Raw genomic sequence first — 12843 nt, 5'->3', positions numbered from 1 at the left:
AATAAGAATAATACCATTGAAATTCTAAACTAAGGGGGCATCTGTGACTATCATATGGCAATTCTGAAAGAGCCATCCCTGGTAGTGATGTTTACGTAGTTATAAAACGGAGACCAGGTTTATCGGAGCGTTACCTCTTTTTATTTTCAATAGCCTTTAGGAGTTCCCTGATATCTGCTTCTTCCAGACCGTTACCATCGGTTATTTTCCAGAACATGGTTTGTATGGTGTTGTAGGGTTTCATCCATTCGGGTTCTACATAATCAGGATCATAAACATCCAAAGGATTTTGATGCCTTGTAAGATTTAAGTGGGGTTTATCCTCTAATAATGACAAAAACTTTAAAACTTCGGCATTGCTGGTAACTACATACGGGACATGAGTACCCTTTCCAATAACATAATTACGGGTATCTGGTTCTTGATTATCCTCCCAGGGTAAACCTTTAGAAGAATTCATGCATGCAACACCTAAATATACAGTTATAGTGTCCTTTTTACCACCAGGTCCTCTTCCATTAGGTGGCAAATTAATTCTTACCCTACCCATTAACATCCCATTTTGAATCCTACTAGGTGCAATATTAAGCATTACCAAACCAGGGGGGAATGTTAGCAGTTTGCTCTCTTTCCAGCTACTATCTCTCTCTATATTTACATCAACATAAAAAGTATTCATGTTGCCATGTAGTTTACTTAAATCAGGGTCAAATGGATGATCAGGTCTTGATACAAACCTTAAGCCTTTTGGTAGTTCAAATGGAATGCCTTCTGGCATATCATCACTCTTACCAAAACCCGGCAAATTGCTAACACTACCAATATTGGTAAAATTAAGTTCTTCTTCTTCAATGGGCAGTTCTTTTTTCTTGCTGCATGAGGTAAAAGCAGCTACTACCAGCAAAAGCAACACCATATTGCCATATAAAATTGTTTTTTTCATGCTGGCAAATGTATATCAGCAAAACATCGGGCAGTTTTTTTTTCTGTCAAATGCAATAACAGGCGATAAAAAGTGTAAAAAGCCAGTCTAATCTCTTTTAACAACCAACAGGGCAATTCTGCTAACCTGGAATGCAAAAGTGAATCCTCAGTCCGCCTTTATCGTTTATGGAAACCTGTAGTTTCTCCGCAAATTGATTTTCCAGCCTTTTGGCGGTATTCTTTACACCCACACCCTTACCAAGAAACAGATCCTCCGGGTTTCCCACATACGGGCTTCCGGTGTTTTCAATATAGATCCCGACTTTCTTACTTTCCCGAATGCAGCTGATGATCACGCTTCCCCCTTCTATTGATGGCTCAATGCCATGTTTAATCGCATTTTCAACAAAAGGCTGAAGTAGCATTGGAGGAATTAAAATCTCAGCTGTTCCTTCGGTGCCTTCGATCGAAAAAGCCAGCCTTTTTCCAAATCTACCTTGCTCTAAAGAAAGATAGGTATGCATAAAGTCCAATTCCTGTGACAAGGGAACCAGGTCCTGCTGTGTGGACTGGAGCGCGTAACGAAAGGTATCTGCCAGCCGGGCAATGAGCACCCGGCTATGTTCCTGCTCGCCAGGCAGAGATGCGCTGATGCTATTGAGGGTATTAAATAGAAAATGGGGCTGGATCTGTGCTTTTAACGCATTGATTTCTCCTTTGAATGCCAGCTCCCTGAGTTCCTGTTCACGAAGTTGCTGCGCCTCACGTTCACGAAAAAACAGATCAATATGTAAGGAGCTGAAAACCTGAATATAAAAAAGCAAATTAGGACCGATATTCTGGAAAAACTGGTTTCGGTTCATTGTTGGTAATCCGACCATAGGATTATATAAGTAATACAGGCCAGCCCAAATGCCATAATAAAGAAAAGCTGTAAGAATATGCAGGGCAAACCTCGTTTTCATTGGCAGATGGACCAGCTTACGAAAGTGCAGCCACCAAATCGGAAGACATGCAATAGTCATCATCAGGCAATCTACACCTGTTTCCAAAAGAAAAGCAGCGCTAAACCCTTGTGAAAACAACCGGGGTGTTCCATACAAAATGCTCATGACCAGCAAAACGAAGACGAACAGCGCAATCTCTCGTGTAGTGGTACGTTCAGAACGTTGTACTGGCTGATGATGTTTCATTATACAATTTTAGTGATTATTAATTTATATCATTCTGTTGTATCTTAGCCTTAATAATTTTAAATCCATAAAACAAAGGTAGATGTCAAGGAAATCTGTTTTGGTGATAGATGATGAAGATCACGGCAGAGTATTAGTTAAACAGTATTTAGAACCATATGCTGATTTTTTTGTTGCCGGCGAATGTTCTAATGGTATCGAAGCGGTTAAGTTTATCAATATGCTGGAACCGGACCTGATATTTCTCGACATCCAAATGCCCGGGGCCAACGGCTTCGAAGTTTTGCAAAGAATTGATCACGTGCCCGACGTGATATTTACTACCGCATTTGACAAATATGCGATCAGGGCTTTTGAAATCAACGTGATCGATTACCTGCTGAAACCCTATACAAAGGAGCGTTTTGATCAGACCATGGCTCGCCTGAAGAGCAAACCCGCCGCTCTTCCCCAACTCGCCATGGGCACATTTTCCAGTCCGCATAGCTATCCTGAACGGATCATGGTAGAGCATCAAAAACGCTTTAAAAACATTTCTGTTCATGATATCATGTACCTTAAAGCCGATGGCGATTACACCAGGATATATACTGAAGAAACGTCTTTTTTAAGTTCGTTTGGAATAAGTGTGATTGCTCAAAAATTTGATCCGGCTAAATTTGTAAGAATTCACCGATCTGTTATTATCAATTTAGACTATGTACAGGAGTTGTACCGGGATATTGGAAAAACCTACTTAGTATTAGATAATGGGCTCGAATTTAATATAGGCAGGAGCTACCTCCCTGTTATTAAGAGTTTTATTGTTTAATTATATACTGCGGTCATTTGGTGCGAGGTGCCATTGGTCGCTTTCCAGGTATACGTTACCACGAAGCGGTTGCCACTGGATTCAACAACATTAAGTACCTGGGCATCGTTATCTTCTTTTATTGTTAGTTTTTTACTGGCTTTGTCATAGGACCAGCTCCCGGTCTCCTTCTCCTGCTCATCGTCCTGGTCGCATTTCAGTTTCCCGGCATTGCGCACAATGGTATTGTTATTTCGCAACAACAGCAGATCGTCTTTTTCACAATCTTCCATCTTAGCCAAAATATCCGTTTCCTTTTTTCCATCTACATCCCAATCTATTGCTGGTGCCACAGAGAGACTATGCAGTTTCCATGATTTGCCTGTGAAAGAAGCAGACTGTTTAATACCATTTGCATCCGAAGGGGTACAGGATATGTAAAGTATGGTAACGGCCATTATTATCATGTAAAAAAATACAGTATTAACATTGTGTTTCATCTGAGAATAATTTAAAATATGAGATAAATAGTTAAATAATTTGTATTGCCAAAGATATTTCGACTATTGATTTTTTAACGGAAAATTCGATGGGTGACCTCTGGGAAAGCTAAATGCTTGTTAAGTCAAGTTGAACGGCAGCTGGATACCATAATCGGTATAAGATAAAACACTCGAAACTCCACTGATCGGACTAAATCCGGCCATTAGGAAAAGAGATCTTTTAATTTCTATTAAAGAAATAGGCCAAAGGTTTTTTTAACTGCTGGCGAAATGGTTCTGGCAGATTTTATTTTTGATCTGATGTGTTTTAAATCTTCTTCACAAACTTCGCCTATGACTTTTTCCGGATCATTGCCGATTATGTTAAGAAGCCATTCTGCATTACGTTGTTGAATATTGGAACTTCTGCGAATGAATCGTGGCTGAGGTACGAACGACTATCAGCAAGAAGTTCCAGATTAAGATCCCGCAATTCCTGTGTGGGGAATATATTCGGATTAATTTCTGAATTGATGAAAATCGTGGCAAAAATTAATTTATCATATGACTGTCCAACGAGAATAAACCGTTTTTCTTTCGGCGGGTTCGTGTCATTTACCATTACACGTATTACCGAGCCAATCTTCAAATTTCGCTCCGCGAATTCTTGTCTAAATTGTTCTGGAAAGCAATCCGAAAGAGACATTAAGATATTCGAAGATTATGATTTTCAGCTTGAAGAGAAATATATTTCAAAATTTCCGGACTAGCTTCAGCAGATTCCGCAATATCTAAATAAGACATTTCAGTTTCAGTGGCCTGCTCTGCCTTTGCCCAGGCAGAGTCGTGTGATTTATCAGTTATCTCCTTGAAGGTAAGTGCATAATTTTCTTCAATAGAAGCCATAATGGCTTCTATATTTGTTTCAGCTAACTGATCAATGTCCGCCTCCCGAGTTGGGCTTACATAAGGAATTTTATCTTTACGTGATACGGTAAATGCTTTTGATAATTCTAATGCTTCACTAAATGGCGAAGCCTGATTCTCCGAAGCTTTAAAAACATCATACAAAAAAGAAGGAACAGGCCCATAAGGCATAGCCTGGTATACGTCTCCCGTTAATGGCTGCCCATAATTTTTCAAGTGCTGTTGTTCAGCGAAGTACAAGATCTTAAATATCTTATGGTAGTCCGCTTGGCCTAACTTATTTAAAATAAGAAGGGCAGCGTTGAGTGTTTTCTCTTTATCTACATTAAATACTTGCATGTTACAAAGTTAGCAAATATTTCTTAAATGCAATACTAATTTATTTAGTAATCTAATTTGCATTTCTCATTTCGGATTCCTCCCAATTACCAATCTGCTGCATTCAGTTATTCTATCATTTCAAAGTCTATTTTCACAATGTATGTCTCATATTTGAGAAATATGTCGTATATTGCAGCCATAATGAATCCTACAGATACGCAACAGAAAATCATAGACGCAGCTATAGCGATCTTTAACGAAGACTTTTCTGCTCCTCTTGAAAAAGTAGCGGAAAAAGCTGCGATCACCCGAAGAACATTACACCGTTATTTTAAAGACAGAAATGATCTGGTCATGCTTTGCGAAAGAGATATGCAATTTAAATGCAGAAAATCGATGGCAGAGGCAATGAACAGCTCCACGGTGCCTTTAGTACAGCTGGAAAACATGCTGTATGCCGGAATAAACTGTGGTGCAAAGTATTCCTTTTTTAATAAAATCCACAGCAGGCACGAGCATCAGCATAACACTGAAAATGAAGCCTGTGCCGAATACGATGCCATGTATGAGAACTATAAAAACATCATATTTCTGCTGCAGGAAAACGGACAGATCAGCAGACATCTCACTGTAGAATGGATATTAACCCTTTTTAGCAGCGTGATCAATGCAGCAGTTCAGGCAGAATCTGCAGGCTCAATTGCCCGAAACAGCGTCAAAAAATTTGCCTGGTATTCCTTCAGCAAAGGAATCGGGATATAAAAAAATTTGCACAATCATGTCTCATTTATGAGACATTAAAATTTATACATATGATCATTAAAAACTTTGACGTCATCATCATCGGAGGTAGTTATGCCGGTTTATCTGCGGCCCTCTCCCTCGGCAGAGCCATTAGAAAAGTATTGGTTATTGACAGTGGAAAGCCTTGCAACCGTCACACCCCTCATTCTCACAATTTCCTTACACAAGATGGAAAAACACCCGCTGCTATTGCAGAAATTGGAAAGGAACAAGTCCTGCAATACCCAACAACACAGTTCATGGATGCACAGGTTACAGCAGTAAAAAGAGAGAAAGCACAGTTTCTCGTATCCACCTCCGGCCATCACGATCTTACCGCAAAAAAAGTGCTGTTTGCAACTGGAGTAAAAGATCTGATGCCAAATATCGAATCCTTTGATGATTGCTGGGGAATCTCAGCTATACATTGCCCATATTGTCATGGGTACGAATATAAAGGGCAAAAAACGGGTTTACTAGCCAATGGCGACATCGCCTTTGAATTCAGTCATCTGCTCTACAACTGGACAGACCAGCTAACTATTTTCACCAATGGCCCATCCACCATTACAGCAGCACAGGCAGATCAGCTTGCACTTAAGCACATATTTATAGTAGAAAAGAAGATCAGAAAGTTCCAGCATCTCAAGGGTTATATTCAGTCCGTGAGTTTTAATGATGGAAGTACCTTTCAGCTCGATGCTATCTATGCAAAACTTCTATTCGAACAACACTGCCTGATTCCTGAGCATCTCGGGTGTGAAATTAACGAACAAGGATATATTCAAATAGATGAATTCCAAAGAACCTCCGTGCCAGGTATATATGCTGCAGGCGACAATACCACAGGCATGCGCTCTGTCGCATCCGCTGTCGCTGCCGGAACAAAAGCCGGTGCTTTTATAAACCACGATCTGATTTCCGGAAAATAACTATGCGTGCAAAATCTCTCTTGCTGTCAGGTTAACTGCTAACCTTTACTGGTTAAAACTTCCCAGATAAGTGCTATCCGCAATATTGTTTCTGTCTTCCGCTATAAAGGAGATATAAACCTCCATATATTCGGTAAGCAAACCAGGCCGTAGCTGCAGCACATCTTCACAGGCTGATCTTTTTGCCCCATATAAATTAAATACGGCCTCTTTTAAATTGGGGAAATAGGCCAGCATCATCACCTGATCATTTTCAAAGGGCCAGGCAAATTCAGTAGGGCAGAGCCAGGTAAATCTCATGCCTTCCGGTAGCTGTTCAACCGCTGGGCTTATGACACCTGTAAGACTACCCTGAGTAAGCAATACCGATGGATAATCCATTTCGATATTGGGGTAAATCCCCTTTAATGCCTGTTTTTTGTTATAAGAAACCGCCATATTATAAGCCCCTTTGTTTGTCGCTTGGGCTTTTATTTTAAAACCAATATTCACAAATTCCGTAATCCGCTTTAAAAAGCAATTTATTACAGCAATTTGCTGTCTGCAACTCAATTGTGCCTCAGTTGCTGGCTTGGCAGTTTTACCAAGGGTACGTACCACCTGCTTGCCATTAATTTCGTAAAATACAAGGTTTCCTATTTTACCACTGTAATTACCTGCTATTCCATTTTTTAAAATTGCCATGCTGTTATTTTTAAATTGTTCCTAAAAATTTACTGTCACTTACTACTTTTCCATTTGCACTGCTAAAACTCATAAACACATACATTTCATTACCTTCAAAATTCTGCGGTATGGCTATTCTGTAGCCCAAAGCCGATCTTTCAGTACTGCTTGTATGTATTATAATCTCAATTTTTCCAGGGCAATACACCAAAAAGCTGGCCCTGTCCGTATGCTGGTTAAACCGTTGCTGCACATCCGGCTGCCAGTTAATGATCAAAGTATTGGTTTCCAAACTAACCGAAGGACTATTTGGCCCGGCCAGGCTACCTCTACTAAAAACCAGCTTACTGTAATCTATACTATAATTTGGCGAAGTCCCCGTAATAATGCGTTTAAAATTGTACTTCACTGCTGTATTAAAGCTGTTCTTTTTACCATCAGGGTCTTTAAAACCTATAGCTATTAAGCACTTTAACCATTTCAAAAAGCCAATCACCAGGTCAAACTTCAGCCGCTGATCTATTTGCGCTGCTGTTCTTGGTTTTGTATTCTTACGCGGAAATGCAGCTATTATACTTTTGCCTTTCACTTTACGGCCAACCAATGGCCCGGTTCTGCCTTCAAAACCACCAAATATTCCTTGTCTGATTATTCCCATAACGTTTTTTTTAAAAAGGGTGCCCGCAGGCACCCTCAAAAATTACACAACCGTAAACTCCCCTACATAAAAGGAATCACTCGCCATTTTACCATTGGCTGCTACAAACGATATCCAGCAGTGTACATCATCACCGCTAAAATCCCCTGGTACCAGCAAACTGTAGGTCAGTGCCGACCGGGCCGCTGCATTGGTCAATACCACAAACTGGTCTTTCAATGGATTGTATACCATCAGTGTAGCCATGTCCGTTGGCCCGCCAATACCCGTAGCCAAAGTAGCCAGCCAGCTGTACTGAATGGTGGCGGCAACAGCAGTAAGGATCTCTGCATCGTAAGCCTTACTCAGCTGCCCTTTGCTGTAGGCAAACTTTTCATAGTCTATGGTATAGTTTGGTGCTACACCCGTTACTGCTTTTGCATAATTGTCCACAAAAGCTGCATTAAACGCAGTCTGCTTCTCCTTATGCGCATTCTGGTAACCGATCCTGATCAGCGGGGTCAATCGCCGCTGAAAGTCGATTACCGTTTTAAACTTGGCCCTTGCATTCAGCTGCGGAATTGTAGGCGGATTTTGTGAAGGGTGGGGGATAGCTGTAATCACGTTCTGTCCATTGACATAATGCCCTACAAGCGCACCGGTTTTTTTCTGGAAACCACCAAAGGCTCCCCAAATTTGAATTCGGTGGTTAATCGCATAATAAGCCATATTTTATAGAGATACCCATCAGGTATATCCCAATTATTGGTATAAATTTTATACATTAGTATTCAGTTTGGTTTAGCAGTTGTCTTACGTTTTCGAAGACCATGACAACCGCAGTAAAACAGTCAATAATTTATTATAGGCAGAATCAAACAGCAACCAGGGGTGCAACACTTCTGGTTGTTTTTTTACACCCATCTAAGGATCATTTCTGTAGTAGAATCTCATCATTCTGGTTTTAGTTTGGTTAATTATTAGTTGATTGTATTGGTTTATTTAATTATTTATCCGCATTATTTGCTTACATAAATTTTCCTGCCCTCAATTTTAAAATGGACCTTACCTGTAGATTCCAACGATTTTAACACCTTTGAAACATTGTCAAATCTGGATACCCCACCTCCAAACTTTTCATCGGTAATTTCCCCTATATATTCCACATCTACATTATACCAGCGTTCAACCATCTTCATAATGGTTTGGATATTTTCGCTTTCAAACATAAACTGGCTGTTTTTCCAGGCCACAACCTGTTCTACATCTACTGGTTTAATGCTTATGCTTTGGTTTTCCGTAACAAGGGATTGTTGGTTGGGTTTAAGAACAACGGCTTCGCCGTCCTGTCCGCCCTGTCTACGATAGGAGAGGGCCCCGTTCTTTTCGCTCCGCTTCCCCCGGGATAACGAGACGCGCACAGCGCCCTCCAGCAAGGTAGTTTTAATTGCCCCTTCATCCTTATAGGCACTAATGTTAAAATGCGTGCCCAGTACGGTTACCAGCTGCCCATCGCTTTCTACAACAAATGGCTTTTCTTTATTTTTAGCCGCCTCAAAATATGCCTCACCGTATAGTAGCAATATTTTGCGTTCCTTACCAATAAATTGTGAAGGGAAAGAAATTTTTGTATCAGCATTTAGCCAGACATGGCTGCCATCGGGCAAGGTAAGCTGGTACATGCCGCCACGTGGGGTGCTCATTACCACCTCATCCCGGCCTTCGCCTGGATCCCCGTGTTCTACAGCAGTGCCGTCATTGTAGCTTAGTTTATCCGCATCAACAATTACCCCGGTTTTAACATCGCTCAGGATTATGGTTTTACCATTGGCAAGGGTAAGGGTAGCAGTGTTTTTACCCGGGGCAATGTCGTTTGTATAGTTTGCAGCTCCTGAACCAGGTTCAGGTTTACCTGGCGCTTTAAAAAAGAACAGCCCAAACACAATCGCTGCTACCGCAGCGGCAGCAATTGCAATACCTGGCCATAAGGTTTTTCTAACCGGCTCAGCATTTAGATTAAGGTTGTTCCAAACCTCGTCTTTCATTTTTTGAAACTGTTCCTCAGTAATATCCTTATTGTAAGGTTTATTTAAATGGCTATAGGCACGCTCAACCAATGATTTTTCTTCGGGTGTACATTTACCCGAAAAATATCTGTCTAATAACTCATTTACCTCTTTATTGTCCATATTACATTTCCCTGTATGGGCCTTGCATCTATAAGAACCTTAAACATGCCTTTGGTATTAGATAATTATTAAAAAAATGTTAATTTATGTGATTTACATCTTTTAGTGGCGGGTTTTATAATAAGAATATTTCACAAAAACTTGCAGCAATGAAATAAATATCGTAATATTGCGATATAGAACTATGGGACTTACGAAATCAGAAATATTCACCGACGAGCAGAACCAGCTATCCACATTGCTAAAAGCAATGGCACATCCCGCTCGAATTGCTATCCTACAGCAGATCATTTCAGCGAATGCCTGTATTTGTAGTGATCTGGTAGAAGAACTGGGCTTAGCTCAAGCCACCATTTCCCAGCACTTAAAAGAACTGAAAAATGCAGGGATCATACAGGGCACCATTGAAGGGGTCACGGTTTGTTACTGCATCAATCCTAAAACCTGGAAATTACTGGAAACTCAGCTTGGTACCTTTTTAGGATCGTACAAAGGTGAAACGCCCTGCTGCTGACCTTTTTTTTATTCATATCAATCGTAAAATTGCAATATTATGGAAACTACAGAACTGACCAACTGGCAAACCTTTAAAGCCACATTAGAACAACATCCGGAGCTAACCTTACAGTTCCAGTATGCAGAAGGTAAATGGGTAGATGCATCTTATCACATCACCGAAATCAAGCAGGCATCTATCGTATCTGTGGATTGTGGTGGAAAAATGAATACCTGGACGGAGATCATTGTACAGCTTTGGGAACCATCAGTACAAGACAGTGAAAGAGCAATGCAGGTCAGTAAAGCCTTGTCTATCGTAAAAATCGTGGAAAAATCATTACCGCTTAATCCACTTGGAACAGTAAAAATTGAGTTTGGGAACTCCCAGTTTGATACCCGTCAGATGTACCCTGGTGAATTCATCATCGAAGGAGATAACTTAATCGTAAACCTGATCCCTGATTTCACGCAGTGCAAAGCCATCGGACGTGGTGCAAGTTGCGGAACAACCGACTCAGGGGAAGAATGTTGCGCACCAGCTGCAAAGAGCGAAAAGCCAAAATTACAGATGGTAAACCTGGTGGTTGAAGGACAAACGTGTGAACCTGGCTCCGGCTGCTGTTAATACCAATCACCAAACTTTAACTACAAATATGAAAAGAGTACTCGTATTATGTACCGGCAACAGTTGCCGCAGTCAGATTGCAGAAGGATATCTGAGGCACTTCGCAGGTGATGCCGCCGAGATCTACAGCGCAGGAATCGAAACACATGGCGTAAACCCAAAGGCCATCGAAATTATGAAAAGAGACGGTATTGATATATCCGGCCATACTTCCAACAATGTGAATGAATACACAGGAATAGAGTTTGACTATGTGATCACCGTTTGTGACAATGCAAAAGAAAGCTGCCCTTACTTCCCAACCAATGCTGTTAAGCTGCACTACAATTTTCCTGACCCGGCAAAAGCCAAAGGAAACGACGAGGAAGTTATGGAACAGTTTAGGGAAGTTCGCGAAATGATCCGAAAGTATGCCCAGAACTTTGTTAACGAAAACCTGAAGAACTAACATGTCACTGAATCACTGCGCTCCGGCAAATCAGCGCAAGAAGCTAAGCTTTTTGGATCGTTATCTCACACTATGGATATTCCTGGCGATGGCTGCCGGTGTCGGTATCGGTTACTTTGTACCGTCCTCCGCAGGATTCATTAACTCATTTTCGAGCGGCACGACCAACGTGCCGCTTGCTATTGGCCTGATACTGATGATGTACCCGCCACTTGCCAAAGTTCGGTATGAAAAGATGGGTGAAGTCTTTCGCAATACTAAAGTGCTGGGTACTTCTCTTTTCCTGAACTGGGTTGTTGGGCCGGTGCTGATGTTTATTCTGGCAGTTACTTTTCTGCACAATTACCCAGAATATATGATTGGGCTGATCTTGATTGGCCTTGCCCGTTGTATTGCGATGGTAGTTGTTTGGAATGAACTTGCCGAAGGCAATAGAGAGTATGCCGCCGGGCTTATTGCCTTGAACAGCATCTTCCAGGTATTGCTCTATAGCGTTTATGCCTATCTTTTTATAACTGTATTGCCACCGATGTTTGGCATCAAGGGACTGGAGGTAAACATTACCATTGGAGAGATTGCTAAAAGTGTCGGTCTGTATCTTGGTGTTCCTTTTGCGGCTGGCGTAGTCAGCAGGTTCGCTTTAATCAAACTCAAAGGTGAGAGCTGGTTCCAGCAGAAGTTTATTCCCTTCGTTTCCCCAATCACCCTGATTGCATTGCTCTTTACCATTGTGGTCATGTTCAGCCTGAAAGGTGAGCTTATTGTGCAAATACCAATGGATGTAGTGCGGATTGCAATACCTCTGGTAATCTATTTTGCGCTGATGTTCCTTATCAGCTTTTTTGCAGGAGAGAAAATGGGTGCCGATTACTCCCAAAGTGCTTCGATTGCCTTTACCGCTGCCGGTAATAACTTTGAACTGGCGATTGCGGTCGCTATCGGCGTGTTCGGAATCAACTCAGGTCAGGCATTCGTAGGAGTCATCGGCCCACTGGTAGAAGTACCAGCGTTGATTGCACTCGTTAATCTCGCATTCTGGTTCCGCAAAAAATACTTTTCAAACTGATCTTGCCGAGCCACCGCGACGTAATTTACATCTTACTATGGCTCGTCGTCAAATTTGGTGGTATGATAAATTTGTGCTAAAATTAGTATCTTTACAAAAACATATAATTACAAAAATGACAACTATAACATTAGAAGTTCCTGATAGTTTAGCAGAGTATCAAAACGACACTGTAAGGTTCATTGCTGCTAAATTATATGAGTCTGGTAAACTTTCTCTTGGTCAGGCTGCTGATATGGCCAGATTAACCAAGCGTACCTTTGCTGAGTTACTTGGCGATTATGGTGTTTCTTTTATCAATTACTCCGCTAGTGATTTAAAAGATGAGCTTGACAGGATCTCTAATTAAAGGAAAATCAAAG

Annotated in this window: 16 protein-coding genes; 8 read left to right on the top strand and 8 right to left on the bottom strand. The window is 41.1% G+C overall.

From position 1 onward, the window contains the following. Positions 1 to 130 precede the first annotated feature (130 nt). Complete coding sequence (locus tag PHEP_RS15720; RefSeq protein ID WP_015808965.1) at positions 131 to 943, bottom strand: hypothetical protein; 813 nt, start codon at positions 941 to 943, stop codon at positions 131 to 133. 121 nt (positions 944 to 1064) lie between these two features. Then, positions 1065 to 2117 (bottom strand): sensor histidine kinase, encoded by a 1053-nt coding sequence (locus PHEP_RS15715; protein WP_015808964.1) that lies wholly within the window; start codon positions 2115 to 2117, stop codon positions 1065 to 1067. A gap of 82 nt (positions 2118 to 2199) precedes the next feature. Here PHEP_RS15715 and PHEP_RS15710 point away from each other — a divergent pair, with 82 nt between their 5' ends. Further along, positions 2200 to 2928, top strand: a complete 729-nt coding sequence (locus tag PHEP_RS15710) for a LytR/AlgR family response regulator transcription factor (protein ID WP_015808963.1) — start codon at positions 2200 to 2202, stop codon at positions 2926 to 2928. Here the strand turns inward: PHEP_RS15710 and PHEP_RS15705 are convergent. Beyond that, positions 2925 to 3407, bottom strand: coding sequence for a lipocalin family protein (locus PHEP_RS15705; protein ID WP_015808962.1), 483 nt, complete (start codon positions 3405 to 3407; stop codon positions 2925 to 2927). The genes PHEP_RS15710 and PHEP_RS15705 overlap by 4 nt on opposite strands. A 687-nt stretch (positions 3408 to 4094) precedes the next feature. Further along, on the bottom strand, positions 4095 to 4655 hold the full coding sequence (locus PHEP_RS15695; RefSeq protein WP_015808960.1) for a Panacea domain-containing protein: 561 nt from the start codon (positions 4653 to 4655) through the stop codon (positions 4095 to 4097). 162 nt (positions 4656 to 4817) lie between these two features. Here PHEP_RS15695 and PHEP_RS15690 point away from each other — a divergent pair, with 162 nt between their 5' ends. Further along, complete coding sequence (locus tag PHEP_RS15690; RefSeq protein ID WP_036674188.1) at positions 4818 to 5399, top strand: TetR/AcrR family transcriptional regulator; 582 nt, start codon at positions 4818 to 4820, stop codon at positions 5397 to 5399. Positions 5400 to 5449: 50 nt separating this feature from the next. Then, the gene (locus PHEP_RS15685; protein WP_015808958.1) at positions 5450 to 6352 is read left to right on the top strand and encodes an NAD(P)/FAD-dependent oxidoreductase; all 903 of its coding nucleotides are present in this window, start codon (positions 5450 to 5452) and stop codon (positions 6350 to 6352) included. A 45-nt stretch (positions 6353 to 6397) separates the two neighbouring features. Here the strand turns inward: PHEP_RS15685 and PHEP_RS15680 are convergent, their stop codons facing one another. From PHEP_RS15680 to PHEP_RS15665, 4 genes are all read right to left on the bottom strand, one after another. Then, positions 6398 to 7036, bottom strand: a complete 639-nt coding sequence (locus PHEP_RS15680; RefSeq protein WP_015808957.1) for a DUF6266 family protein — start codon at positions 7034 to 7036, stop codon at positions 6398 to 6400. 10 nt (positions 7037 to 7046) lie between these two features. Next, positions 7047 to 7676, bottom strand: coding sequence for a DUF6266 family protein (locus PHEP_RS21725; protein ID WP_015808956.1), 630 nt, complete (start codon positions 7674 to 7676; stop codon positions 7047 to 7049). Between the two features lie 42 nt (positions 7677 to 7718). Next, positions 7719 to 8384 carry a DUF6266 family protein gene (locus PHEP_RS15670; RefSeq protein WP_015808955.1) on the bottom strand — a complete coding sequence of 222 codons (666 nt, stop codon included), beginning with the start codon at positions 8382 to 8384 and terminating at the stop codon, positions 7719 to 7721. Between the two features lie 290 nt (positions 8385 to 8674). Continuing rightward, the gene (locus tag PHEP_RS15665; RefSeq protein ID WP_015808954.1) at positions 8675 to 9844 is read right to left on the bottom strand and encodes a FecR family protein; all 1170 of its coding nucleotides are present in this window, start codon (positions 9842 to 9844) and stop codon (positions 8675 to 8677) included. Positions 9845 to 10028: 184 nt separating this feature from the next. On the opposite strand from PHEP_RS15665, the gene PHEP_RS15660 reads away from it, so the two are divergent. From PHEP_RS15660 to PHEP_RS15640, 5 genes are read left to right on the top strand one after another with little or no spacing between them, the layout of a single operon-like run. Next, positions 10029 to 10358: an ArsR/SmtB family transcription factor gene (locus PHEP_RS15660; RefSeq protein ID WP_015808953.1), complete on the top strand. Its 330-nt coding sequence runs from the start codon at positions 10029 to 10031 to the stop codon at positions 10356 to 10358. A gap of 39 nt (positions 10359 to 10397) precedes the next feature. Then, on the top strand, positions 10398 to 10967 hold the full coding sequence (locus PHEP_RS15655) for a DUF6428 family protein (protein ID WP_015808952.1): 570 nt from the start codon (positions 10398 to 10400) through the stop codon (positions 10965 to 10967). A gap of 28 nt (positions 10968 to 10995) precedes the next feature. Further along, entirely contained in the window at positions 10996 to 11415 is a 420-nt protein-coding gene (locus tag PHEP_RS15650) for an arsenate reductase ArsC (protein WP_015808951.1), read from the top strand. Position 11416: 1 nt separating this feature from the next. After that, entirely contained in the window at positions 11417 to 12481 is a 1065-nt protein-coding gene (arsB, locus tag PHEP_RS15645; protein ID WP_015808950.1) for an ACR3 family arsenite efflux transporter, read from the top strand. Between the two features lie 37 nt (positions 12482 to 12518). Further along, positions 12519 to 12830, top strand: coding sequence for a UPF0175 family protein (locus PHEP_RS15640; RefSeq protein WP_244862621.1), 312 nt, complete (start codon positions 12519 to 12521; stop codon positions 12828 to 12830). Positions 12831 to 12843 lie beyond the last annotated feature (13 nt).

Source organism: Pedobacter heparinus DSM 2366 (genome assembly GCF_000023825.1).
Taxonomy (GTDB): Bacteria; Bacteroidota; Bacteroidia; order Sphingobacteriales; family Sphingobacteriaceae; genus Pedobacter; species Pedobacter heparinus.
This window is presented reverse-complemented; position numbering and strand designations above follow the sequence as displayed.